The sequence below is a fragment of the Streptomyces sp. NPDC093094 genome (assembly GCF_044754345.1).
GTDB lineage: Bacteria > Actinomycetota > Actinomycetes > Streptomycetales > Streptomycetaceae > Streptomyces.
The window spans coordinates 139,213-165,274 of sequence record NZ_JBIVOX010000001.1; the positions used below are offsets into that span (position 1 = coordinate 139,213).

A 26,062-nucleotide genomic window follows, 5' to 3' on the forward strand; every position below is an offset into this window, starting at 1 on the left:
ACTGGCGCCCGGCCCACGGGGGAGGCAGAACATGAGCCAGGTGGTCACCGAGACCATGGTGAGGGTCCAGGACGTCCACCGGACGTACGGCAGCGGCGCCGCCGCCGTCCACGCCCTGCGCGGGGTCTCCTTCGAGCTGCGCCCGGGCGAACTGGTCGCCCTCAAGGGCCGCTCGGGATCCGGGAAGACCACCCTGCTGAACATCGTCGGCGGCCTGGACGCACCGGACGGGGGCAGTGTCACCGTCGGCGGACTCGAACTCACCGGGCTGGGCGAGCGGGAACTGCTCGAACTGCGCCGGGACCGCATCGGCTTCGTCTTCCAGTCCTTCGGCCTCATCCCCATCCTCACCGCCGCGGAGAACATCGGCGTACCGCTGCGGCTGCGCCGCGCCGAGGTGCGCGAGCGCGAGGAACGGATCGCGCTGCTGCTCGCCCTGGTCGGACTCGCCGACCACGCCGCCCAGCGGCCCGGCGAGCTGTCCGGCGGCCAGCAGCAGCGCGTCGCCATCGCCCGCGCCCTCGCCAACAGCCCCGCCCTGCTGATCGCCGACGAGCCGACCGCCCAGCTCGACGTCGAGACCGGGCACGCCGTGATGGAGCTGCTGCGGGCCGTCGTGCGCAGCGAGAACGTCACGGCGCTCGTCGCCACGCACGACGCGACCCTGCTCGACCTGGCCGACCGGGTGCTGGAGCTGAACGACGGCGAGATCACCGAGCACTGACCCGCGTCGGCGGCCCGCCGCGTCAGGGTTGCGTCAAAGCGGGCCCCGGTCCCGCCTTCCGTCCGGTCCGCCCTGCTCGGCGGCCGTAAGGTCGACCCTGCGCAGGGTCACGGCGAGCGGACGACAATGAGGGCCATGGGACGCGGGCGGCTTCGGATCTACCTCGGTGCGGCACCGGGCGTCGGGAAGACCTACGCCATGCTGTCCGAGGCGCACCGGCGCGTCGAGCGCGGCACCGACTGCGTGGTCGCCCTGGTCGAGCACCACGAGCGGCCGCGCACCGAGGTGCTGCTGCACGGCCTCGAACAGGTCCCGCGCAAGGAACTGCGCCACCGCGGCGGCGTGTTCACCGACATGGACGTCGACGCGGTGCTGGCCCGCCGCCCCCGGGTCGCCCTCGTCGACGAGCTCGCCCACACCAACGTCCCCGGCTCCCGCAACACCAAGCGCTGGCAGGACGTCGAGGAACTGCTCGACGCCGGCATCGACGTGATCTCCACCGTCGACATCCAGCACCTGGAGTCCCTCGGCGACGTCGTGGAGTCCATCACCGGCGTACGGCAGCGCGAGACCGTCCCCGACGAGATCGTCCGGCGCGCGGACCAGATCGAGCTGGTCGACATGTCGCCGCAGGCCCTGCGCCGCCGGATGGCGCACGGCAACATCCACCGGCCCGACAAGGTCGACGCGGCCCTGTCCGACTACTTCAGGCCCGGCAACCTCACGGCCCTGCGCGAGCTGGCCCTGCTGTGGGTGGCCGACCGGGCCGACGAGTACCTCCAGCAGTACCGCAGCGAGCACCGGGTGTCGAAGATATGGGGCTCGCGCGAGCGGATCGTCGTCGGACTGACCGGCGGCCCGGAGGGCCGGACGCTCATCCGGCGTGCCGCCCGCCTCGCGGAGAAGGGCGCGGGCGGCGAGGTGCTGGCCGTCTACGTCGCCCGCAGCGACGGCCTGACCGCGGCCTCCCCGAAGGAACTGGCGGTCCAGCGCACTCTCGTCGAGGACCTCGGCGGCACCTTCCACCATGTGATCGGCGACGACGTCCCCGCCGCCCTGCTGGACTTCGCGCGCGGGGCCAACGCCACCCAGATCGTCCTCGGCTCCTCGCGCCGCAGGGCCTGGCAGTACGTCCTCGGACCCGGTGTCGGCGCCACCGTCGTCCGGGAGTCGGGACCCGACCTGGACGTGCACATCGTCACCCACGAGGAGGCCGCCAAGGGCCGCGGCCTCCCGGTCGCCCGCGGTGCCCGGCTCGGCCGGGCCCGGATCGTCTGGGGCTGGGCCGTCGGCCTCGCCGGACCCGTGGTGCTGGCGCTGCTGCTCAACACCGTCGACCTCGGCCTCGCCAACGACATGCTGCTGTTCCTGACCGTGGTCGTGGCGGCGGCCCTGCTCGGCGGGCTGCTGCCGGCGCTCGCCTCGGCGGCCCTCGGCACCCTGCTGCTGAACTACTTCTACACACCCCCGCTGCACCGCTTCACCATCGCCGACCCCAAGAACATCGTCGCCATCACGGTCTTCACAGGGGTCGGCGTGTCCGTGGCGTCCGTCGTCGACCTCGCCGCCCGGCGCACCCAGCAGGCGGCCCGGCTGCGGGCCGAGGCGGAGATCCTGTCCTTCCTCGCCGGCAACGTGCTGCGCGGCGAGACGGGCCTGGAGGAACTCCTGGAACGGGTCCGCGAGACCTTCGGCATGGACACGGCCGCGCTGCTGGAGCGGGACGGCGACCGCGCGCCGTGGACCTGCGTGGGCCGGGCCGGCCCGGGGCCCGGCGTCGAACGCCCCGAGGACGCCGACGTGGACGTGCCCGCCGGGGACCGGCTGGCCCTCGCGCTGACCGGCCGGGTGCTGCCCGCCGAGGACCGCCGGGTACTGGCCGCGTTCGCCGCGCAGGCCGCCGTGGTGCTGGACCGCAGACGCCTGCAGGAGGAGGCCGACCGGGCCCGCGCCCTCGCCGAGGGCAACCGCATCCGCACCGCGCTGCTCGCCGCCGTCAGCCACGACCTGCGCACCCCGCTCGCCGGCATCAAGGCGTCCGTGTCGTCCCTGCGCTCCGACGACGTCGACTGGTCCGAGGAGGACCGGGCCGAGCTGCTCGCCGGGATCGAGGACGGCGCCGACCGGCTCGACCACCTCGTCGGCAACCTCCTGGACATGAGCCGCCTGCAGACCGGCACGGTCACGCCGATCATCCGCGAGACCGACCTCGACGAGGTCGTGCCGATGGCGCTCGGCGGCGTCCCCGAGGGCAGCGTCGTCCTGGACGTCCCCGAGAGCCTGCCCATGGCCGCCGTGGACGCCGGGCTGCTGGAGCGGGCCGTGGCCAACCTGGTCGAGAACGCCGTCAAGTACAGCCCCGACGCCGCCCCCGTGCTGGTCGCGGCCAGCGCCCTGGCCGACCGGGTCGAGCTGCGGATCGTGGACCGCGGGCCCGGCGTCCCCGACGAGGCCAAGGAGCGCATCTTCGCCCCCTTCCAGCGCTACGGCGACGCCCCGCGCGGCGCCGGCGTCGGACTCGGCCTCGCCGTCGCCCGCGGCTTCGCCGAGGCCATGAGCGGCTCGCTGGCCGCCGAGGACACCCCGGGCGGCGGCCTCACCATGGTGCTGACGGTTCCCGCCGCGGCCGTGAACGCCGCAGGGCTCCAGCCCGTACGACCTGTAGGACCGGAAAGGCGTGCCTCATGACCCGTGTGCTGGTGATCGACGACGAGCCGCAGATCGTGCGCGCCCTCGTGATCAACCTCAAGGCACGCGCCTACGAGGTCGACGCGGCCCACGACGGGGCCGGTGCCCTGCGCCTGGCGGCCGAGCGCCGGCCCGACGTCGTCGTCCTCGACCTGGGGCTGCCCGACATGGACGGCGTCGACGTCATCCGCGGGCTGCGCGGCTGGACCCGGGTGCCGATCATCGTCCTGTCCGCCCGGCAGACCTCCGACGAGAAGGTCGAGGCGCTGGACGCGGGCGCCGACGACTACGTCACCAAGCCCTTCGGCATGGACGAGCTGCTCGCCCGGCTGCGCGCCGCCGTACGCCGGGCCGAGCCCGTCGGGGGCGGCGACGGCGACGTGCTCGTGGAGACGGCCGGTTTCACCGTCGACCTGGCCGCCAAGAAGGTCAACCGCGACGGCAAGGACGTACGGCTCACCCCCACCGAGTGGCACCTGCTGGAGGTGCTGGTCCGCAACACCGGCCGGCTGGTCGGGCAGAAACAGCTCCTCCAGGAGGTGTGGGGGCCCTCCTACGGGACGGAGACGAACTACCTGCGGGTCTACATGGCCCAGCTGCGCCGCAAGCTGGAGGCGGACCCCTCGCATCCGCGGCACTTCGTCACCGAGCCGGGGATGGGCTACCGCTTTGAGAAGTGAGCCGCGCAGGTCTGCGCTTCCGTCCCACGGGCCACAGGGGTACTTACGCGGCGGCGGCCCCCGGTACCCTTCAGACATGAGTGCTGTTCCTCGATCCGACAAGCCGGTGGGCCGGTTCCGCCGCATGCTGGACCGGCTCTCCTCGTCGCAGGAGGACCTGGAGTCCGAGGAGCTGCGGGAGGACGCCGAGACCGCGGGCTGTGTCCGCATCGGCGACTGTCACGACCGTGAGGTCGTCACCGTTACTGGTACCTTGCGCACGGTCACCCTGCGTCCGCGCGCGGGTGTGCCCGCCCTGGAGGCCGAGCTGTTCGACGGCTCCGCCGCCCTGGACGTGGTGTGGCTGGGCCGGCGCTCCATAGTCGGGATAGAGCCCGGACGCAGGCTGATAGCGTCCGGCCGTGTCTCGATGAGCCGGGGCCGCCGGGTGCTGTTCAACCCGAAGTACGAACTGAGACCGCTCGGACGGGAGTAGCCGTTGACGTCACTCGACAAGCCGACCCAGGACGCCCAGCAGGATTCGAGGGCGGTGACGGAGGCCGCGCTCTTCGAGGCGTTCGGCGGTGTGCGCGGCATGGTCGAGACGGTCGTGCCGGGCCTCCTCTTCGTCACGATCTACACGATCAACAAGGACCTCCACATGTCCGCGATCGCCGCGCTCGCGGTGTCGCTGATCCTCGTGGTGGTCCGGCTGGCGATGAAGGACACCGTCAAGCACGCCTTCAGCGGAGTCTTCGGCGTGGCCTTCGGCGTGGTCTTCGCGATGATGACCGGCAACGCCAAGGACTTCTATCTGCCCGGCATGCTCTACACGCTGGGCCTGGCGCTCGCCTACATCGTCACGGCCCTGTGCGGCGTGCCCCTGATCGGACTGATCCTCGGCCCGGTCTTCAAGGAGAACCTCTCCTGGCGCACCCGTAACCCCGGCCGCAAGAAGGCATACACCAAGGCCAGCTGGGCCTGGGGCCTGATCCTGCTGGCCAAGTGCGCGATCCTCTTCCCGCTGTACTGGTGGGCCGACACCACCCAGCTCGGCTGGGTGCTGATCGCCCTGAAGATCCCGCCGTTCCTGCTCGCCGTCTATCTGACCTGGGTCTTCCTGGCGAAGGCGCCGCCGCCCATCGACGTGTTCGCGGAGATGGAGGCGGCCGAGGCCGCCGAGCAGGAGGAGAAGGACCGGCAGGCCGCGGCCCGCTCCGGCGAGTAGACCCTTTCCCGGTCCGCTGCCCGACCACGACGAGGGGCGCCCCGCGCATCGCGCGGGGCGCCCCTCGTCGTGGTCGGGCTCAGCCGGTCAGTCGGCGATGTCGTCCCGCCGCACCGACAGCAGGTCCTCCAGCTGCTCCTCGCGGGCCTGTGCGGCCACGAACAGCAGCTCGTCGCCGGCCTCCAGCGAGTCGTCCTTCGACGGCGTCAGCACGCGCGTGCCGCGGATGATGGTGACCAGGGACGTGTCCTGCGGCCACTCCACGTCGCCGACCTGGGTGCCGGCCAGGGCCGACTCCTCCGGCAGCGTCAGCTCCACGAGGTTGGCGTCGCCGTGGCTGAAGCGCAGCAGCCGGACCAGGTCGCCGACGCTCACCGCCTCCTCCACCAGGGCCGACATCAGGCGCGGGGTGGAGACGGCCACGTCCACGCCCCAGGACTCGTTGAACAGCCACTCGTTCTTGGGGTTGTTCACCCGGGCGACGACGCGCGGGACGCCGTACTCCGTCTTCGCCAGCAGCGAGACGACCAGGTTCACCTTGTCGTCGCCCGTCGCGGCGATCACGACGTTGCAGCGCTGGAGCGCGGCCTCGTCCAGGGAGGTGATCTCGCAGGCGTCGGCGAGCAGCCACTCGGCCTGCGGGACGCGCTCGACCGAGATGGCGGTGGGCGCCTTGTCGATCAGCAGGATCTCGTGGCCGTTCTCCAGCAGCTCACCGGCGATCGACCGGCCGACCGCGCCGGCACCGGCAATGGCGACCCTCATCAGTTCCCGCCCTCCTTCGGACCCTCGGAGAACGCCGCCTCGACCTTCTCGACCTCGTCGGTGCGCATCATCACGTGCACCAGGTCACCCTCCTGCAGCACTGTCTGCGAGGTGGGCAGTATGGCCTCGCCGAGGCGGGTCAGGAACGCCACGCGGACGCCCGTCTCCTCCTGGAGGCGGCTGATCTTGTGTCCGACCCAGGCGGCCGACGCGTGCACCTCGGCGAGCTGGACACCGCCCGTGGCGTCGCGCCACAGGGCCTCGGAACCGGAGGGCAGCAGCCGCCGCAGCATCTGGTCCGCCGTCCAGCGCACGGTCGCCACGGTCGGGATGCCCAGGCGCTGGTAGACCTCGGCGCGGCGGGGGTCGTAGATACGGGCCGCGACGTTCTCGATGCCGAACATCTCGCGGGCCACGCGGGCGGCGATGATGTTGGAGTTGTCGCCGCTGGAGACGGCGGCGAAGGCGCCGGCCTCCTCGATGCCCGCCTCGCGCAGGGTGTCCTGGTCGAAGCCGACGCCGGTGACCCGGCGGCCGCCGAAGGAGGAGCCGAGGCGACGGAAGGCGGTGGGGTCCTGGTCGATCACCGCGACCGTGTGCCCCTGTTGCTCCAGGGTCTGGGCGAGAGCGGACCCCACTCTGCCGCAGCCCATGATGACGATGTGCACGACCGTCCTTCCGGTGTCAAGAGATGCTGGCTTGGCTTGAACAGGGTCTCAGACCGGCGACCAAGCTACACACGCGCGGTCGGCGGACGGCACCCTCGTGCACGGTCTGCCCCGCCGGGCGGTGGCTGATACCGCTCAGCGGCGGCTGATGCTGCGGACACTCGCCAGAGTCAGGACGGCGAGGGTGACGAGCGCGGCAGCGGCTCCGAGCAGTTCTGCGGCGGCGGACATGGCGGCTCCGGAGGGTGTGCGGCGGGTGGCTTCGCCGCGGACGGGCAGGGGTTGTCACAGACAGGCAGGGATTGCCATGAGTGGGCGGGTATTGCCTGAGTGGGCGGTGATTGTCATATAGGCATGGGGTCGCCTCGGACGCCGGTGCGCCTTGCGGAACCGGGGGCCGAATTTCACTCATGAGGCAGAGCAGGGCGGGGCGGTGGGCGACCGGCTGTTCGAACCCTTACGATGTTCTGTTGTGTCCAAACTGACCGACGTGCCCAAACGGATTCTGATCGGGCGCGCACTGCGCAGCGACCGGCTCGGAGAAACGCTCCTGCCGAAGCGCATCGCCCTTCCCGTGTTCGCTTCCGACCCGCTGTCCTCCGTGGCCTACGCCCCTGGAGAGGTACTGCTGGTCCTGTCCATCGCGGGTGTGTCGGCCTACCACTTCAGCCCCTGGATCGCCGCCGCGGTCGTCGTGCTGATGTTCACGGTGGTCGCCTCCTACCGGCAGAACGTGCATGCCTACCCCAGCGGCGGCGGCGACTACGAGGTGGCGAACACCAACCTCGGACCTAAGGCCGGCCTCACCGTCGCCAGCGCCCTGCTGGTCGACTACGTCCTCACCGTCGCCGTCTCCATCTCCTCCGGCATCGAGAACCTCGGCTCCGCGGTCCCCTTCGTCGTGGAGCACAAGACGCTCTGCGCGATCGCCGTGATCGTGCTGCTGACGCTGATGAACCTGCGGGGGGTGAAGGAGTCCGGCGCGCTCTTCGCGATCCCGACGTACGTCTTCGTCGCGGGCGTCTTCATCATGATCGCCTGGGGCGCCTTCAAGGGCCTGGTCCTGGACGACACCCTGCGGGCACCGACCGCCGGGTACGAGATCGAGCCCGAGCACCAGGGCCTCGCCGGCTTCGCCCTCGTCTTCCTGCTGCTGCGCGCCTTCTCCTCCGGCTGTGCCGCGCTCACCGGCGTCGAGGCCATCTCCAACGGTGTCCCCGCCTTCCGCAAGCCCAAGTCGAAGAACGCCGCGACCACGCTGGCCATGATGGGCCTGCTGGCCACCACCATGTTCTGCGGGATCATCGCCCTCGCCATGGCGTCCGAGGTCCGGATGGCCGAGAACCCCGCCAAGGACCTCCTCGACAACGGCGTACCGGTCGGCCCGGACTACGTCCAGCACCCGGTCATCTCCCAGGTCGCCGAGGCCGTGTTCGGCGCGGGCAGCTTCCTGTTCGTCGTGCTGGCCGCCGCCACCGCCCTCGTGCTGTTCCTGGCCGCCAACACCGCCTACAACGGCTTCCCGGTCCTCGGGTCGATCCTCGCCCAGGACCGCTACCTGCCGCGCCAGCTGCACACCCGCGGCGACCGGCTGGCGTTCTCCAACGGCATCGTGCTCCTCGCCGGCGCGGCCGGGCTGCTGGTGTGGATCTACGGCGCCGACTCCACGCGTCTGATCCAGCTCTACATCGTGGGCGTGTTCGTCTCCTTCACGCTGAGCCAGATCGGCATGGTCCGGCACTGGAACCGCCACCTGGCGAGCGAGCAGGACCCCGGCAAGCGCCGTCACATGGTCCGCTCCCGCGCGATCAACGCCTTCGGCGCGTTCTTCACCGGGCTGGTGCTGGTCGTCGTCCTGGTCACCAAGTTCACCCACGGGGCCTGGGTCGCCCTGCTCGGCATGGTGATCTTCTACGTCACCATGTCGGCGATCCGCCGCCACTACGACCATGTCTCGCGGGAGCTCGCCGCCCCCGAGGGCCCCAGCGACGACAGCGTGCGGCCCTCGCGGGTCCACTCGGTGGTGCTGATCTCCAAGATCCACCGGCCCACGCTGCGCGCCCTCGCCTACGCCAAGCTGATGCGCTCCGACACCCTGGAGGCGCTCACGGTCAACGTCGACCCCAACGAGACCAAGGCGCTGCGCGACGACTGGGAACGGCGCGGCATCGACGTACCGCTGAAGGTCCTCGACTCGCCCTACCGCGAGATCACCCGGCCCGTCATCGAGTACGTGAAGAACCTGCGCCGGGAGTCGCCGCGGGACGCCGTGTCGGTGATCATCCCCGAGTACGTGGTCGGCCACTGGTACGAGCATCTGCTGCACAACCAGAGCGCCCTGCGTCTGAAGGGCCGCCTGCTGTTCACCCCCGGCATCATGGTCACCTCCGTCCCGTACCAGCTGGAGTCCTCCGAGGCCGCCAAGCAGCGCGCCCGCAAGCGCCAGGAATGGAACGCGCCCGGCGCCGTGCGGCGTGGTCCGGCCCAGGAGCGGGACAAGGAGTCGAGCGGCAAGGGATGAGGGGGCCGGGCGGCCCCTCGGGGCCGCCCGGCCGACGGCCGGGCGGCCCGGCGCGCGTGCCGGAGCACGTAAACTGGTGGGCTGTTGTCCCGCGACGGCGGTCAGCCGTCCGGCCGCGGGCGGCCGTCCCGCCGTACCTTCCCGATCTGGAGTCACCCGCCATGCAGGCAGAACCGAAGAAGTCGCTGGTGGGCGAGGCGTACGAGGTCGAGGTCGGCCCCGTGGCCCACGGGGGGCACTGCATCGCCCGTACCTCCGAGGGGCAGGTGCTGTTCGTCCGGCACACCCTGCCCGGTGAGCGGGTCGTCGCGCGGGTGACCGAGGGCGAGGAGGGCGACCGCTTCCTGCGGGCCGACGCCGTCGAGGTGCTGCTCGCGTCGAAGGACCGCGTCGAGGCGCCCTGCCCCTACGCCGGCCCCGGCCGCTGCGGCGGCTGCGACTGGCAGCACGCCAAGCCGGGCGCCCAGCGCCGCTTCAAGGGCGAGGTCGTCGCCGAGCAGCTGAAGCGGCTCGCGGGGCTCACCCCGGAGGAGGCCGGCTGGGACGGCACGGTGATGCCGGCCGAGGGCGACAAGCTGCCCGCCGGACAGGTGCCGCAGTGGCGCACCCGGGTGCAGTACGCCGTGGACGCCGAAGGCCACGCGGGGCTGCGCCGCCACCGCTCGCACGAGGTCGAGCGCATCGAGCACTGCATGATCGCCGCCGAGGGCGTCAGCGAGCTGGGCATCGAGCAGCGCGACTGGACCGGCATGGCGTCGGTGGAGGCCATCGCGGCGACCGGCTCGCAGGACCGCCAGGTGATCCTCACGCCGCGTCCGGGCGGCCGGCTGCCTCTGGTCGAGCTGGACAAGCCGGTCTCCGTGATGCGGGTCGAGGAGAAGGACGGCGGCGTCCACCGCGTCCACGGCCGCCCCTTCGTCCGTGAGCGCGCGGACGGCCGTACGCACCGGGTCGGCAGCGGCGGCTTCTGGCAGGTGCACCCGAAGGCCGCGGACACCCTGGTGACGGCGGTCATGCAGGGCCTGCTGCCCCGCAAGGGCGACATGTGCCTCGACCTCTACTGCGGCGTCGGTCTCTTCGCCGGCGCCCTCGCGGACCGCATCGGCGAGAAGGGCGCGGTGCTCGGCATCGAGTCCGGCAAGCGCGCGGTGGAGGACGCCCGCCACAACCTGGCCGACTTCCCGCGGGTGCGGGTGGAGCAGGGCAAGGTCGAGACGGTCCTGCCCCGCACCGGCATCACCGACGTCGACCTCGTCGTCCTCGACCCGCCCCGCGCGGGCGCCGGCCGCGCCACGGTCGCCCACCTCGCCGCCCTCGGCGCCCGCCGCATCGCCTACGTCGCCTGCGACCCGGCCGCCCTGGCCCGCGACATCGCGTACTTCCGCGAGGGCGGCTACCGGGTGCGCACGCTGCGGGCGTTCGACCTGTTCCCGATGACGCACCACGTGGAGTGCGTGGCGATCCTGGAGCCGGTGAAGTAGAGGCGCCGGAGGTGCCCGGGCCGTTGCGGCGCGGGTTCCGGGCTCGGGCGTGTCCTGTGATCGCGAAGGGGGCGGAGCAGCAGTGACGGAGAACCGGGTCGTCGTCGTGACCGGTGGGGGGACAGGCATCGGGGAGGCCACTGCCCGGCTGCTGCGCCGGGGCGGGCATCACGTGGTCGTCTCCGGCCGGCGGAGCGAACCGCTGCGGCGTCTCGAACAGGAGATCGGGGTGCTCGCGCATCCCTCCGACGTGCGGGACCCCGAGGCCGCCGGCAGCCTCGTCCGGGCGGCACTGGACACGTACGGACGCCTCGACGGACTGGTGCTGAACGCGGGCATCGGACGCGGGGGGACCGTGGGCGACCTCTCGCTGGAGGACTGGGACGAGGTGATGCACACCAATGTCACCGGCCCGCTGCTGCTCCTGCGGGCGGCGATCCCGCACCTGCTCGACGCGCGCGGCGCGGTGGTCGCCGTCGCCTCGGTGTCCGCGCTGCGCAACGGCACGAGCAACGTCCCGTACGCCACGTCCAAGGCGGCCCTGCTCCAGCTCTGCCGTTCGGTCGCCGTCGACTACGGGCGCCAGGGGGTACGGGCCAACATCGTGTGCCCGAGCTGGGTGAGAAGCGAGATGGCCGATCGCCGTATGGCGCGTTTCGCCGCGGAAGCGGACCTGCCGGGAGACGGCGTGGACGCCGCCTACGAGGAGGTCACCCGTCTCCTTCCGGCGGGCCGGCCTGGCGAGCCGCGTGAGGTCGCGGAGGCCGTCGACTGGTTGCTGTCCCCGGCGGCGTCGTACGTGAACGGTGCCGTGCTCACCGTCGACGGCGGGGCGACGGCCCTGGATCCCGGGACGCTCGCGTTCGACTTCCGTGTCACGCCCCGGCAGGACGGGGCCCCGGGCACTCCCTGACGGGGCGCCCCTCGCTCACACCCCTGCACCCACCCCTGTGCGCGCACCTTAACCCCCGGTGATCAGGGGCGGAGCGCCCGCGTAATCAGGGGTTCGTAGCGTCGGAGCCGGTGACGGATCGGGCCGAGCACAGCGAGGGAGGTGCCCGTGGCCGCGGCGGGGACGACGAAGGTGCGGACGGTCTGCTCGTACTGCGGGGTGGGCTGCGGCCTGGTTCTCGACGTCGGCAGCGGACCGGACGGGCGGCGCACCGTCCTGAAGGCGTCGGGGGACAAGGAGCACCCGGCGAACTTCGGGCGGCTGTGCACCAAGGGCGCGACCACCGCGGACATGCTCGCGGCGCCCGGGCGGCTGACCACCGCACTCGTCCGGCCGGACCGCGGCGAGGAACCGCAGCCCGCGCCCCTGGCGGCGGCGGTGGAGGAGACCGCACGGCGGCTGCGCGCGATCGTCGACGAGCACGGCCCCGACGCGCTCGCCCTGTACGTCTCGGGGCAGATGAGCCTGGAGGCGCAGTACCTGGCGAACAAGCTCGCCAAGGGCTACCTGCGGACCAACCAGATCGAGTCGAACTCCCGGCTGTGCATGGCGAGCGCCGGCACCGGCTACAAGCTGTCGCTGGGCGCGGACGGGCCGCCCGGCTCCTACCAGGACCTCGACCGGGCCGACGTCTTCCTCGTCATCGGCTCCAACATGGCGGACTGCCACCCCATCCTGTTCCTGCGGATGATGGACCGGGTGAAGTCGGCGGGCGCCAAGCTGATCGTCGTCGACCCGCGGCGCACCGCCACCGCGGACAAGGCCGATCTGTTCCTGCAGATCAAGCCCGGCACCGACCTCGCGCTGCTCAACGGTCTGCTGCATCTGCTGCACGCCGCCGGACACACCGACCCCGCCTTCATCGCCTCCCACACCGAGGGCTGGGAGGCGATGCCCGCCTTCCTCGCCGACTATCCGCCCGCGGCCGTCGCGGAGATCACCGGCCTCCCGGAGGACGGCATCCGCGAGGCGGCCCGGCTGATCGGCGAGGCGGGGGAGTGGACGAGCTGCTGGACGATGGGCCTGAACCAGTCCGTGCACGGCACCTGGAACACCAACGCCCTGGTCAACCTGCATCTGGCCACCGGCGCGATCTGCCGCCCGGGCAGCGGGCCCTTCTCCCTCACCGGCCAGCCCAACGCCATGGGCGGCCGGGAGATGGGCTACATGGGACCGGGCCTGCCCGGGCAGCGCTCCGTCCTCGTCGACGCCGACCGGGCCTTCGTCGAGGAGCTGTGGGAGCTGGAGCCCGGCACGCTGCGCGCCGACGGTGTCGGACAGGGCACGGTCGAGATGTTCCGGAAGATGGCCGACGGGGACATCAAGGCATGCTGGATCATCTGCACCAACCCGGTCGCCTCCGTCGCCAACCGCAGGACGGTCATCGAGGGCCTGGAGACCGCCGAGTTCGTCGTCACCCAGGACGCGTTCGCCGAGACGGAGTCCAACGCGTACGCCGATGTCGTCCTGCCCGCCGCGCTGTGGACCGAGACCGAGGGCGTCCTCGTCAACAGCGAGCGCAACCTCACCCTCGCCCGCCCGGCCGCCGATCCGCCCGGCGAGGCGACGGCCGACTGGCGGATCATCGCCGCCGTGGCCCGCGCGATGGGCTTCGAGCAGGGCTTCTCGTACGACAGCGCCGAGGAGATCTTCGAGGAGATCAAGCGCGCCTGGAACCCGGTGACCGGCTGGGACCTGCGCGGGGTGAGCTACGAGCGGCTGCGGGAGACTCCCGTGCAGTGGCCGGCGGCGAGCCCCGAGGGCGAGGACCGCAACCCGATCCGGTACCTCGACGACGACGGCAGGCCCGTCTTCCCGACCCCGAGCGGCCGTGCCGTCTTCCACGCGCGCCCGCACATCCCGGCCGCGGAGATGCCCGACGACGACTACCCGTACGTCCTCAACACCGGCCGGCTCCAGCACCAGTGGCACACGCTGACGAAGACCGCGAAGGTGGCCAAGCTCAACAAGCTCAACCCCGGGCCCTTCGTGGAGGTGCACCCGCGGGACGCCGCCGCGCTGGGCATCGCCGAGGGCGACTCGGTGGAGGTCGCCTCGCGGCGCGGCCGGGCCGTGCTGCCCGCGGTCGTCACCGAACGGGTGCGGCCGGGCTGCTGTTTCGCGCCGTTCCACTGGAACGACCTGTTCGGGGAGTACCTGAGCGTCAACGCGGTGACCAGCGACGCCGTCGACCCGCTGTCGTTCCAGCCCGAGTTCAAGGTGTGCGCGGTGTCGCTGACCCGGGTGGCCACCCCGGTGTCCGTGCAGGTCCCCGCCGCCGTGCCCGCCCCGGCCCTGGTGGGGGCCCACGCCAGTGCCTCCGCCACGCCTGCCGCCCCCGCCGTGCTTCCCGCCGTCACCCCTGCCGCCCCCGCCCCGTTCGCCCTGCCGTCCGCGCCCCCGCCGGTCCTGGCCGAGCACGAGCGCCTGTACCTCACCGGCTTCCTCGCCGGCATCCCGTCGGGAGCTCCGGGCGTGCCCGTCCTCCCGCCGGACGCGCCTTTCAGCCCGGCGCACGCCCTGTGGGTGAACGGCGTCCTGGCCGGGATGTACTCCAGGGCCGAGCCGGGCGGGGGAGGCGAGAGCGCGGGCGGCTCCCTCCTGCCCGCCGGGCCGTCCGCCGGCGGACCCCGCCGCCAGATCGTGGTGCTGTGGGCGTCGCAGACGGGCAACGCCGAGGAGTTCGCGACCGCCGCGGCCGACCGGCTCACCGCCGACGGCCACGCCGCCGCCCTGCTGCCCATGGCCGAGGCGGACCCCGCCCGGCTGCCGTCCGACGCCGATCTGCTGCTGATCACGAGCACGTTCGGCGACGGCGACGCCCCCGACAACGGCGCCGGCTTCTGGGACGCCCTCGCCTCGGCCGAAGCGCCGCGCCTGAAGGGCAGGAGGTACGCCGTCCTGGCCTTCGGCGACTCCTCGTACGACGACTTCTGCGGGCACGGGCGTCGGCTGGACCACCGTATGGAGGAACTGGACGCGGTACGGCTGGCTCCGCGCACCGACTGCGAACCGGACTACGAGGCCGAGGCCGAGGCATGGCTGGAGCAGGTGCGCACCGCGCTCCAGGACGAGGGGGCCCGGACACCGGGAGCGGCCCCGGAACAGGGCGCAGCACCGGCAACGGAGGAGCCGGCCCCGGCTCCCGCCGCGCCGCGGCCGGGCCGTCCCGCGCCGGTCGACGCCCGGCTCACCGGCAACCGGCTGCTCAGCCTGCCCGGCGCGGGCAAGGAGGTCCGCCGCTTCACCTTCGACACCCGTGACAGCGACAGCCCGCTCGTCTACGAGGCCGGGGACGCCCTGGCGGTGCACCCGGTCAACGGCGCGGAGCTGGTGACGGAGTGGCTGGCCGTCACCGGCCTGGACGCGGACGCGGCCGTCACGGTCAAGGGCGTGGGCGAGGTGCCGTTCGCCGAGGCGCTGCTGCGTCATCTGGACATCACCCGGATCACGCCGGGCCTGCTGCGGTTCGCCGCGGACCGCACGCGTGACCCGCGCGAGCTGCGCAAGCTGCTGCGGCCCGACAACAAGGGGCAGCTGGCGCAGTGGTCGTGGGGGCGCCAGGCCGTCGACGTGGTCGCCGGGTTCGGTCTGCGGGCCGGGGCGCAGGAGTGGGCCGATCTGATGGGGCGGCTCCAGCCGCGCCTGTACTCCATATCCTCCAGCCCGCTCACCGACCCGCATCTGGTGTCGCTGACCGTCTCCGTCGTCCGCTACGAGAATCCGGGCGGCCGCCCGCGCCAGGGCGTGTGCTCGCCGTTCCTCGCCGACGCCGAGCCGGGGACGCCGGTGCCGGTCCGGGTGCAGCGGGCGCCGCACTTCCGGCCGCCCGCGGACCCGTCCGTGCCGGCGGTCATGGTGGGGCCGGGCACCGGGGTCGCGCCCTTCATCGGGTTCCTGGAGGAGCGCCGGGCCCGCGGTCATCGCGCCCCGAACTGGCTGTTCTTCGGCGAGCAGCACCGGGCGACCGACTTCTACTACGAGCAGGAGCTGGCCGGGTTCGTCGCCGACGGCACCCTCACCCGGCTGGACACCGCCTTCTCCCGCGACCAGCGTGCCAAGGTCTACGTCCAGGACCGGATGCGCGAGCACGGCCCCCTGCTGTGGTCCTGGCTCCGGGACGGCGCCCACTTCTACATCTGCGGCGACGCCTCCCGCATGGCGAAGGACGTCGACCGGGCGCTGCGGGAGATCGCCGTCGTCCACGGCGGCCTGGACGAGGCCGGGGCCGAGGCGTACGTCAAACAGCTCGCCGCGGACAAGCGCTATGTGAGGGACGTGTACTGAGCCCGGCAGGCCGCCCGCCTACACGCGGTCGATGTGGACGTTCGTCGACTTCACCCGGGCTGTCGCCTCCATGCCGACCTCCAGGCCCAGCTCCTCGACGGCCTCCCGGGTCAGCAGGGACACCAGCCGGTGGGGGCCGGCCTGGATCTCGACCTGGGCGGCGACGTCACCGAGCTTGACCGCGGTGACGATGCCGGGGAAGGCGTTGCGGACCGAGGTGCGGGGGGCCTCCTCGTCGTCGGCGTCGCCGCGGGCGAGCTCCACGGAGAAGGCCGCCAGGTCCCTGCCGTCGATGAGCCGTCTGCCGCCCTCGTCGCGCCGGGTCGCCACCCGGCCCGCGTCCGCCCACCGCCGCGCGGTGTCCGGGCTCACGCCGAGGAGCCGTGCCGCCTGGCCGATCGTGTATGACTGCATGAGCGCCAAGATAGGCGACGGGATCGTCCCTGCGGGCCGTCGCCGCGGGCCTCGGGTCAGGGGGAGACCCGGGCCGTCGTACGGCGGCCGCCGGCCAGGCCGAGCAGGGCGCCGGCCGCGGTCAGCGCCGCCAGGGCCGCGTAGCCGTACGTCAGGGTCGCGGCCGAGGCGACGACGGCGACGAGCAACGGGCCTCCCGCGTCACCGAGTTCCCGGCCCAGCTCGGCCGCGCCCATGGTCTGTCCCAGCCGTTCGGCGGGTGACGATGGACGTGAAGATGAGGGACGGGAACCGTGCGAACGGGATGCGGGGGGCACAACTCCCCTATAATTCAGGTCGATTCGACAGGGGGACGCATGTCGCACGTGGTGATGTGTCACGGCATCGGATACCAGTACGAGCATCGGGAGACATCGCTCACCCCCTGGTACGGCGCCCTGCGCGCATCGCTGACCGACGCCGCGCTGCCCGTACCGGAGCCCGAGCGGGTCTCCGCCGTCTTCTACGGCAACTGCTTCCGAAGCCTCAAGGGCGGCAAGGCTGCCGTGAGCGACGACGAGAACGAACTCGACGACATCCCCAACTTCCGCAGCGGGGACGTGCGCGACCCGTTCGAGGCGGCACTGCTGGAGGCGTTCGCCCAGGGCACCGAGGAACCCCAGGAGGGCGGCAAGGGCCTCGTCCAGTCCGCGCTGCGCCGGCTGGAGAGGTCCGAACGGCTCGGACGCCCCCCGGCCAAGGTGGCGATCTGGGCGGTCCGGCAGGTCCGCCGCTACCTGGACCCCGCCGACACCGTCCACGCCTGCGCCCAGCAGCGGTTCGAGCGCGTCGTCACCCCGGACACCCGGGTGGTCGTGGCCCACTCCCTCGGATCCGTCGTCGCCTACGAGGCCCTGTGCGCCCACCCCGAATGGAACATCGACACCTTCGTCACCCTGGGCTCCCCCCTCGGCATCGGCGAGATCCGCGACCGGCTCCGGCCGTCCGGCGCCGGTGCCTGGCCGCACGTCCGCCGCTGGGTCAACATCGCGGCGAAGGAGGACCCGATCGCCCTGGTGAAGGAGCTCGCCCCGCTCTTCGACGAGCGTGTCGACGACCGGACCGTGGTCAACCTGCCGTGGTACCGGCCCGCCAGGCACGTCCTCGGCGGCCACGCCGTCACCCGTTACCTCACCACGGCCGACCTGGCCGAGGCCGTCGGCGCGGCGCTGCTCGCCGGGGAGCGGTGACGGCGGCGGCCCTGGGCGCGGAGGACCTCCAGGGGGCAGGCCGGGTCGCGCTCGTCTCGGGGACCAGCACCTTCGGCGAGGGCTTCGACCCCCTGGACTCGGTGTACGACGAACTGCGTCTGATGAAGGCCGTCCTGGCGGAGTCCGCCGACTGCGTCATCCACCCGGACTCACGGCACAACCCGGACGCACAGCAGGTGAAGGAGAGCTTCGAGCGTGCGCTCGAAGGCGACGGGACCCCTCCCGACCTGCTGATCTTCTACTACTCCGGGCACGCGCTCGACGACGACGGCGGCAACCTCTTCATCGCCGCGCACCAGAGCTCGAAGGAACAGCTCTCCAGCATGTTCCGCCCGGAAGAACTGTTCGCCATCCTCCAGGCGAAAGCCTGGCCACGGCCCCGCGAGGTCGTGATCATCCTGGACAACTGCTGGGCCGGCCTCGCCGTGTCCCGCTTCAAGCAGATCCAGGGCGAACAGGAGACACGGGGCGTCCAGCTGCCCGTCCTCACCGCCTTCGGCTCCGTCGACCGTGTGCAGGAGGCCCAGCAGCTGCACTTCGTGGAGTCCTTCGCGCACGCCGTCCGCACCGCCCCCGCCGGCAAGGACGACGAGTACATCCCCATGCAGCTGCTGTTCGACGAGCTGAACACCCGCATGGGCAGGCTCCGGACGAGCCAGAACGAACCTCCCCGGCCGGAGTTCCTGCCGCCGACGGGCCTGACCCGGGCCTTCCTCAATCCCTGGTACATGCAGTACGTGATCCGACGGCCGCGGGAGGCCCAGCAGGGCAGCGGCTGGGCCTTCTGCGGCCGGGCCGCGGCGGCGGAGGCGGTGATCTCCTTCCTGACCGGCGACCGTGCATCGGGCGGTCTGGCGGTGACCGGCCGCGCCGGGTCGGGCAAGTCCATGCTGCTGGACTGGATCCACACCGCGGCCCAGGGCAGCCCCCTGCCGGCCGGACCCGACGCGCCCCCGGTCGCTCCGCCCGGGACCCTCGGCAAGCTCTTCGACGTGCGCGGGCGGTCCGTCCCCGTGGTCGTGTCCAAGGTGGCCGCCGCGTACGGGATCGTCAACCGCGGCGACGCACAGGCACTCGTCGACACTTTGCGCGATCGGCCCGGCCCTCTGACGATCTGCCTCGACTCCGTCGACGCCTGCGCCGACCCCGACCGGCTGTACACCGACCTGATCGAGCCGCTCGCCTCGCTCGGCCACGTCCGTGTCGTCCTCGCCGGCAGCGAGCTGCCCCGGGGGTTCACCGGCCCCCGGGTCGACCTGGACGCCGAGGAGTACGCCGACCCGGACGGCATCGCGGAGTTCGTCGCGCACGTGCTGCGCCGGCGCGAGGGCAGACACGAGGAGTGGGACGACGCCGACCCGGACCTCATCGCCGAGCTGACACGCAAAACGGTCGAGGAAGCCGGGCACTCCTGGTTACGGGCGTACCTTTTCGCCGTGTTCCTGAGTTCCGAGCGTCCGGGCGACGCGCGCGTCGGGGCCGATCTGACCAACGCGAAGCTCTTCCTCGGACAACTCGCCGGCTTCGGCAAGGGCAAGCAGTGGGCGGCCGACCTGCTGCTGCCGGTGGCCCTCGCCCAGGGCGAGGGCCTGCCCGCCGACGGCCGGCTGTGGGCCGCCGTCGTGGAGGCGGCCGGCCGGCCGACGACACCGGCCGACCTCGCCCGCGTACAGGACCAGGCATCGCATCTCCTCGCTGCTCCGGAGGGCGGCATGCACGGACAAGGCTGGAGGTTCGTGCGTCCCTCGTATGCCCGGTACCTGGCCGAGTCGGTCGACGAGCGGGCGGCGCACGCCGGATTCGTCGACGCGATGATCAAGTCACTGCCCGTCCGGTCCTCGGGGGCCCGGGACTGGTCGGCGGCCGACCGCTACACCCGGGAGCACTTCGCCCACCACGCCCGGCTGGCCGGAGTGCTCACGGACTACCTCGACGAGCCCGAGTTCCTGCTCATGATGAACTCCGAGGCCCTGCACCGGGCGCTGACGGTGCTGCACGACAGCGACCGGCTGGCACGGCTGCGGACCCTGTGCGCCGAGCTGGCCGTCGGCGCCGACCGCCACGACGGCCGCACCCTGAACCGGATGGCCCTGCTCGCCCAGGTGCACCGGCTGCCCGAACTCGCCCGCCGCGCCGGAGACTCGGCCGACGGCTGGCGGCCCACCCTCACCAGCCGTGAACCCGCCGCCGGTGTCTTCTGCCTCCGCGACGGCGGCGAACTCCTCGTCGACAGCGAGGGCCGGGCACAACGCACCCGGGGCCGCGCGGGCGGCCACCTCGCCTGGAACGCCGTCGCGCTGCCCCTGCGCACCGCCCAGGTGACGGCCCACAGCCTCACCTACCTCGGCGGCGAACCGGCCCTGTTCACCGGGCAGATCGACGGCAGGGCCTGGATCCAGAAGATCGACGACTCCCAGGGCGGCCAGGCATTCGATCTCGGCCTCCGCGGGCAGATCGTCGCCTGCGTCCAGACGGAGGCGGGCATGCTCTTCGCCGCCACCGACGGCTGGCAGTGGCGCCACGACCGCCGCACCGGCGAGGTCGTACGCCCCCGAGGACTGCGGCTGGGCGGCGCCGCGGCCGCCGTGCGGCCGGACGGCACGGCCATGGTCGCCGCCCGCACCGCGCGGGACGTCACGGTCTGGGACGCCGACGGCACCCACCGGCACACCTACGAACCCGACCGCAGGTCGCGCGCCGTCACGGCGATCGCGGCCGACGCCACCGGCGTCTACACCGGTGCCGGCGACGGGTCCGTGTGGTGGACCGCGTGGGACGACCCGACGTCCCGAGCCTGGATCACCACCCACGCCGGCGCCGTGGCCGAGCTGCGGATCCACCGCGGCGCCGACGGCCCCGAGCTCATCAGCGCGGGACGGCAGGGCGACATCCGGCTGACCTCGCTGGGCGCCCGGCGCACCACCGCCTACCACCTCGACCTGGGGCTCGACGTCCGCTCGGTCGACGTCGACCCCGACGGCCGCATCGTCGTGGGCAGCAGCGTGGGCGTCATCCGCATCGCCCGCTGAACGACAACGGCACGTCCGACGAAGGGCGTGCCGGAGGAGGAGGACACCGTGAGCGTTGCCGAGGCCGCCGGACCGGCCGCCGCGCGCAAGGACGATCCCCTGGACTACGAGCTGCGCATGGCCTCGCACGCCCTGGCCAGCGCTCTGGAGGGCACACCGGCCGAGCCCGCCCGGGTCGAGCAGCTGCTGCGCACCGTCATCGACCTCGGCAACCGCGCCCTGCGCTCCGGCGGCCGGCTGCCCGCCCGGCCCTTCGCCTTCGTCGGCGGCCACCCGCCCATCGGCGCGGGAGCCCTGCTCGCCGAGTACGCCGACCCCGGCAGCACCTCCCTCACCGGCCTGGTGTCCGAGCTGAACGGCCGGCTGCTCGACGAGCTGGACCAGCTCGTCACACACGACGAGGCCGCCGCGCCGAAAGCCTCCGTCCCGGCCCAGCGCACGGGCTCCGGGCCCGACGAGGTGCCGCTGCTGCTGGACCCGGTCGACGACTGGTACACCGTCGCCCGGGCCGCCGTCGCCTTCCGGGGCCGCACCGCCGCGGGCGGCCCGGCCACCGACCGCGCCGTGCGGGCCACCTGGACGGCACTGCCCGCCCCCGTCGCCGCCGAGGTCGAACGCGGCCTGAAGACGGCCTGCCGGCTCGTCTCCGGCATCGGCCGGTTCCAGCCCCCGGAAGTCGGCGCGCTCATCGACGTCCGGAACGCGCTCAGCCCCACCGTGGTCGCCGCCCGCGCCTGCGCCGCCGCCGTGGCGCTCACCTACCTCGCCCACGAGGGCGGCCTGCCCACCCCCGGAGGGCTGGGCGTGCTGGTGCTGGCCGGCTGCGCCGACGACGGCACCTGGACCCCGTACGCCCAGGGCGGCCGTGCCCTGCCGGACACCGGCGAGGACGGCCTGGACCGCCTGTGGCGGGACGACGAGGGCTGGCGGCTGCGCACCGGCACCGAGACCCGCAGCGACCCCGACCCGGGCCTGGAGGGGGCCGCCCGGCTGCTGTGGGGCGAGCGCTGGCAGGAGACCCGCAGGCGCTGGGCCCGCGAGACCCTCGACACCTTCGAGTGGCGCATCCTGCACTCCACGGCCGGAGCCGGCCAGGAGGGCCCCGGCTCCTGGATGCACGAGGGCGGCGACGGGCTCGTCGAACTGCCGCAGGCCGGCGTCCTCGCCCACCGCTTCCTGCATCTGCCGACCTCCCGCGTCATCCAGTCCGGCACCCGCAACAGCGGCAAGAGCGTGTGCGCCCGCCAGCTCGTCGGAAAGCTGGAGAAAGCCGGCTGGCAGACCGTCGCCATCGCCCCGCGGCGACGCCATCTGCCCACCGACGGCAGCCTGCCCACGATCGTGCGCGCCGCGCTGATCGCCGCCCGGGCCGAGGGCACCACCCGCAACCGTCTCGTCGTCCTGGAGGACCTGCACGCCCTCGTCGACGGCAACATCGGCGCGGCCCTGGAGTCCCTCGGCGAGCTGGGGGTCGCGGTGCTCGCCGTCACCCGGTACGTCGACGGCGCGACCAGCGTCTGGGACACCCACAGCGTGATGCCGTACATGACCCCTGTGATGCCCGAGGAGCTCTCCCGGCTCGGCGCCCGGCTCGTCGCCGACCACCCCGACGTGTACCGCACCACCGACGAGGCCGGTATCGCCCTCGCGGTGGAGGGCAGCGCCGGCGACCTCGCCGTGCTGGCCGGCCTGCTGCGGGACGGCGTCACACCCGCCCCCGCCGGGGACGGCGGACGCCGTGAGGCCGCCCGGCTCGTGAGCGGACAGGCCGAGCGGGCCTGCGCCGGCCTCGACGACGCCGGCCGCACCGCCGTCGGCCGGCTCGCCGCCGTCTCCCTGCTCGACGAGGGGGTGCCCGTCGCCCAGCTCGGCCCGGTCCGCGAGGACACCCGCGCCGCTCTCGGCGTCGTCGTGCACGAGGACCTGGCCCGCATCCCCAGCGGGGTACGGGCCGAGGCCGTCCTGGAGGCTCTCGGCATCAGGAGTCCCGAGGACCGGCGCACCTGCCTGGAGGAGTACCTGCTGGCCATGCTGGCCGAGGACGACCACGAACGCGTCCGGGCCCTGATGACCAACTGCGCCGCCTACCAGCCCGAACTGCTGTCCGTGCTGCTGGAGAGCAGGCCCCTGCGACAGGCCGTCACCTCCTGGGCGGCCCGGTCCCATCCGCCGACCGCCCTGCGCCTGCTGCGGCTGTGCGCCGGCCAGAGCGACCCCACCTGGATCGCCGCCGCGCTTCCGCCGGTCCTCGTCCGGCTGCCCGACACCCCCGAGCTGCGCGTGCACGACCTGACGACCGCGCTCAGGACGCTCTGGGACCACCAGTACCAGCTGCCCGCCGCCGCCGTCGCCGACCTGGTCGCCTGGATCGGCAGCCCGGACGGCGGCCTGGACACCGTCCTGGAGCGGCCCTCGACGATCCGCGAGCGCCGCCGGTTCGTGCACGCCCTGCTGAGGCTCTCCGGCGACAGCACCACCCCCGTCACGGAGGTCTGCGCCTGGCTGGAGTCGCGCTCCGACGCCCTCGTCCGCGGGGCCGACCCGGGCCGGGCCGACGACCTCATCGCCATCCGCCGCATGGACGACGTCATCCACCGCTGGTCCCGCGAGGCCCGCGGAGCCGACGCCGGCCGTGACGGGCTGCGCCCCCTGGAGCGCTCCACGAGCCCGCTCCTGGAGCAGCACCCCACCCGCCAGACCCCGCTGTCCGCCGTACTGGCGTGGATCTCCCTCATGGTGCACTTCGACGGCACCGCCCGCTGGGATCCCCTCATCAAGCAGTACGAGCAGCAGATCCGCGCCGCGCTGCACCACGCCGACGCCATCCAGATCTGCACCGCGCTCTCCGACCTGGCCCGCAACAACCGCGGCCTGACCAACCGGCTGCTGAACAACCTCCAGCTCGGCCGGACCCTGGCGGCGGTCCTGAAGAGCTCCACGCCCGCCGAGGCCGCGATCCTCATCCGCACCGTGCGCAACATCCACGGCATCACCATCAAGTCGCTGCTCTACCGAGAGCCCAGGGGCGGCAGCCCCGTCGCCGACGTCCAGCTCGCCCGGGACCTCGCCGCCACCGTCCGCCGGCTGAAGGACGGCCGCGGCGCGGGCATGCTGCTGAGCAGTGTCAGCCGTGCCGACGACCTCTACTGCGACACCCGGGACGGCTTCGGCCCCGTCCTGGCGGCCGAACTCGGCGCGGACTTCGCCCGGGAGCTGATGGCGCTGGAGCGCCGGCCCGCGGTCATCTACCACTTCCTGAAGGGCCTGTGGGAGGCGGGCGCCGAGTACCGGACCGACCTGGAGGAGCAGGCGCTGAACCTGGTCGTGGCCAGCATCCAGGCCCAGCGGAGCGCGGCCCGGCCCTGGGGACCGCAGCTGGCGATGCTGCTGATCGAGGACGACTACTTCGGCCAGCAGTTCCTGATGCGGCTCGCCGACCGCCTCGACACCCGTCTGCTCGTCGACCGGATGCGCAATCCCTCCCTCGACCCGCAGAGCATGGTCCACACCCACCGTCTCGGCCTCGCCCTCAACCCGCGCATCGGCGAGGAGTTCTCCAAGAAGGCCGACGTCGACCGCGCGGTGCGCAGCCCCGTGCAGTGGAGCGCCGGAGACGTGGCGCAGAAGCTCCAGGTGATGTCCGGCACGCTGCGGGCCGGCGGCGACATCGACGCGAGCACCAGGATCGTGCAGAACTTCAAGGACGAGTACCCCCAGTGGGACTGGGCGCAGAACCTGCGCGCGCTGCGCGGGATCGGCTCCTTCACCACCGCGCTGAACCAGCTGCGCAAACTGGACCCGTCCGAGGCCGCGACGGCCGTCAGCACCCTCAGCACGCCCCAGGACGATCAGACCGAGTCCCATGTCACGGACATGGTGCTGCGCAGCGTGATCCACCCGCCGCTCACCAACGACCTGCTGTCCGCGGTGGAACGCTGCCGTCGCGGGCTCGGCAAGTCCGAGCTGGCCGCCCTGCGCGACGGCCGTGAGGACCGCTGGCAGGTGTTCACCGAGATCTTCAAGTTCGAGCAGGACCCCATCACCCAGGGGGTCGTCGGCCGGGGCCTGGCGCGGCTGGGCGTGGTGCCGGCCAGGGAGACCAAGAACTGGATGCGCACCCTGGTCGTCGACCGCTGGGCGTCCACCCTGCATCTGCTGGCCAGTCCGCGCGGCATCACCGAGGTGCTGATGCTCGCCTACACCTGGGAGCCGCAGTGGGGCGAGCAGCTCGCCGAGACCGTCGAATCGGGCCGGCTCTGCCGGCGGCTGCGCCGGCGCATGCGGCCCGATCTGCGTGAACTTCCCAACCTGGTGACGGCGTTGCTGCTGACCGGACGCCGTGACCTGATCGAGGAGATCGTGCGCGACCTCGGCGCGGTGCCGGCCGAGTGGGTGGCGGAGTCGATGGGGCTCCAGCAGGCACCCCGCATGCTCAAGGCGCTCCGGCACGCCGAACAGCCCACCGATCTCCTGCTGCCCGGGGTGGGCCTGCTCCTGGAGCGCGCACTGGCCCGGCCGCGCGTCGTCGACGCCGAGGAGCACTGGAGCCAGATCGGCTGGGCGGCGCAGGCGCTGGCCGACTGCGGCGGACGGCAGTACGTGCCCGACGCCTGGCCCGCGCTGGAGCCCAACACGGTCGCCTATCCGGCGGCGGTGGCCTGGGCCATGACCTGGCTGGCGAGCGGCGACCGGGCCGACGCGACGGCCGGGGCGGCACTGGACGTCTTCGAGCGCTCCGGCTACGCGCAGTGGCAGCAGAGAAAGGCGTGCATGGCGCTGATCGCCGCCGCCCGGGCCGGCCGGGTGCCCGCCGGGGATCCCCTCGCCGAGCACTGGCAGATGGCCACGGAGGGCGGCGCGGAGCTGCTGACCCTGCTCTCCCGTGAGGCGGACCGGGTGCCGTCGATCGCGGCCCACTTCCGCAAGGCGGACGTCTCCCGCCGTATGCGCGCCCTGATCGACGCCCCGGGCGTCAGCACTCTGCCGTGCCACCCGGAGCTGGCGGCCGCTGTGGCCCGGCTGTGTCCGAGGACGGCGACACCGGGGGCGACGGCGGGAGACCTGGGCCTCTGAGCGGGCCGAGGTGGCGTCCGGCGGCGGGGCGGCCGCAGCAGCAGCGGGACGTGATCGGCGAGGTCGGGACGGGAGCGGGCGAGCCGGCGGGCGAACTCCTGTCCGCTCCACCTGGTGACACCGTCCGTGTGTCCCGCGCCGACCGGGGCGATCATGCCCGGGTCCGCGGCGAGGTGTTCCCGGACGCTCTCGGACAGGCCGAATGCCTTCTGCAGTTGGGCGGTTGTCATGCTCTGCAAGGTGTCCCCCCACGGGCGTTCTCGTCCGTCCGCCTCCCGTCATGCGGGGCGCCACCGACAACGCCAGGGGCCGCCGAGGCTCTC

16 protein-coding genes are annotated in these 26,062 nt (G+C 73.0%); 12 read left to right on the forward strand and 4 right to left on the reverse strand.

What is annotated here, in order from left to right:
• Window positions 1–31: 31 nt before the first annotated feature.
• The 5 genes from ACIQGV_RS00570 to ACIQGV_RS00590 all read left to right on the forward strand — a co-directional run bounded on the left by ACIQGV_RS00570 (window position 32) and on the right by ACIQGV_RS00590 (window position 5,299).
• The gene (locus ACIQGV_RS00570) at window positions 32–724 is read left to right on the forward strand and encodes an ABC transporter ATP-binding protein (RefSeq protein WP_402488400.1); all 693 of its coding nucleotides are present in this window, start codon (window positions 32–34) and stop codon (window positions 722–724) included.
• A 135-nt stretch (window positions 725–859) separates the two neighbouring features.
• Complete coding sequence (locus tag ACIQGV_RS00575; protein ID WP_402488403.1) at window positions 860–3,412, forward strand: DUF4118 domain-containing protein; 2,553 nt, start codon at window positions 860–862, stop codon at window positions 3,410–3,412.
• On the forward strand, window positions 3,409–4,092 hold the full coding sequence (locus ACIQGV_RS00580) for a response regulator (RefSeq protein WP_402488405.1): 684 nt from the start codon (window positions 3,409–3,411) through the stop codon (window positions 4,090–4,092). Before ACIQGV_RS00575 ends, ACIQGV_RS00580 begins: the two co-directional genes overlap by 4 nt.
• A 76-nt stretch (window positions 4,093–4,168) precedes the next feature.
• On the forward strand, window positions 4,169–4,567 hold the full coding sequence (locus tag ACIQGV_RS00585) for an OB-fold nucleic acid binding domain-containing protein (protein ID WP_402488408.1): 399 nt from the start codon (window positions 4,169–4,171) through the stop codon (window positions 4,565–4,567).
• 3 nt (window positions 4,568–4,570) lie between these two features.
• The gene (locus ACIQGV_RS00590) at window positions 4,571–5,299 is read left to right on the forward strand and encodes a DUF3159 domain-containing protein (RefSeq protein WP_402488411.1); all 729 of its coding nucleotides are present in this window, start codon (window positions 4,571–4,573) and stop codon (window positions 5,297–5,299) included.
• Window positions 5,300–5,386: 87 nt separating this feature from the next.
• On the opposite strand, the gene ACIQGV_RS00595 is transcribed toward ACIQGV_RS00590, so the two are convergent.
• Together ACIQGV_RS00595 and ACIQGV_RS00600 are read right to left on the reverse strand one after the other, a co-directional pair.
• A complete protein-coding gene (locus ACIQGV_RS00595; protein ID WP_402488414.1) occupies window positions 5,387–6,064 on the reverse strand; it encodes a potassium channel family protein in 678 nt (225 codons plus the stop codon).
• Window positions 6,064–6,732, reverse strand: a complete 669-nt coding sequence (locus ACIQGV_RS00600; RefSeq protein ID WP_402488417.1) for a potassium channel family protein — start codon at window positions 6,730–6,732, stop codon at window positions 6,064–6,066. Before ACIQGV_RS00600 ends, ACIQGV_RS00595 begins: the two co-directional genes overlap by 1 nt.
• 472 nt (window positions 6,733–7,204) lie before the next feature.
• Between ACIQGV_RS00600 and ACIQGV_RS00605 the strand changes: the two genes are divergently transcribed.
• The 4 genes from ACIQGV_RS00605 to ACIQGV_RS00620 all read left to right on the forward strand — a co-directional run bounded on the left by ACIQGV_RS00605 (window position 7,205) and on the right by ACIQGV_RS00620 (window position 15,973).
• Entirely contained in the window at window positions 7,205–9,253 is a 2,049-nt protein-coding gene (locus ACIQGV_RS00605; RefSeq protein WP_402488419.1) for an APC family permease, read from the forward strand.
• A 161-nt stretch (window positions 9,254–9,414) separates the two neighbouring features.
• The gene (locus tag ACIQGV_RS00610; RefSeq protein ID WP_402488422.1) at window positions 9,415–10,734 is read left to right on the forward strand and encodes a class I SAM-dependent RNA methyltransferase; all 1,320 of its coding nucleotides are present in this window, start codon (window positions 9,415–9,417) and stop codon (window positions 10,732–10,734) included.
• Window positions 10,735–10,816: 82 nt separating this feature from the next.
• Window positions 10,817–11,647: an SDR family NAD(P)-dependent oxidoreductase gene (locus ACIQGV_RS00615; protein ID WP_402488425.1), complete on the forward strand. Its 831-nt coding sequence runs from the start codon at window positions 10,817–10,819 to the stop codon at window positions 11,645–11,647.
• A 147-nt stretch (window positions 11,648–11,794) separates the two neighbouring features.
• Complete coding sequence (locus ACIQGV_RS00620) at window positions 11,795–15,973, forward strand: molybdopterin-dependent oxidoreductase (RefSeq protein WP_402488428.1); 4,179 nt, start codon at window positions 11,795–11,797, stop codon at window positions 15,971–15,973.
• 18 nt (window positions 15,974–15,991) lie between these two features.
• Here ACIQGV_RS00620 and ACIQGV_RS00625 read toward each other — a convergent pair whose 3' ends face one another.
• Window positions 15,992–16,387, reverse strand: coding sequence for a molybdopterin-binding protein (locus tag ACIQGV_RS00625; RefSeq protein WP_402488431.1), 396 nt, complete (start codon window positions 16,385–16,387; stop codon window positions 15,992–15,994).
• A 56-nt stretch (window positions 16,388–16,443) separates the two neighbouring features.
• A complete protein-coding gene (locus ACIQGV_RS00630) occupies window positions 16,444–16,623 on the reverse strand; it encodes a hypothetical protein (RefSeq protein ID WP_402488434.1) in 180 nt (59 codons plus the stop codon).
• 120 nt (window positions 16,624–16,743) lie between these two features.
• On the opposite strand from ACIQGV_RS00630, the gene ACIQGV_RS00635 reads away from it, so the two are divergent.
• From ACIQGV_RS00635 to ACIQGV_RS00645, 3 genes are read left to right on the forward strand one after another with little or no spacing between them, the layout of a single operon-like run.
• A complete protein-coding gene (locus ACIQGV_RS00635) occupies window positions 16,744–17,616 on the forward strand; it encodes a hypothetical protein (RefSeq protein ID WP_402488437.1) in 873 nt (290 codons plus the stop codon).
• Complete coding sequence (locus ACIQGV_RS00640; protein WP_402488439.1) at window positions 17,613–20,666, forward strand: caspase family protein; 3,054 nt, start codon at window positions 17,613–17,615, stop codon at window positions 20,664–20,666. The genes ACIQGV_RS00635 and ACIQGV_RS00640 overlap by 4 nt, the downstream gene beginning before the upstream one ends.
• Window positions 20,667–20,714: 48 nt before the next feature.
• Entirely contained in the window at window positions 20,715–25,739 is a 5,025-nt protein-coding gene (locus ACIQGV_RS00645) for a hypothetical protein (protein ID WP_402488441.1), read from the forward strand.
• Window positions 25,740–26,062 lie beyond the last annotated feature (323 nt).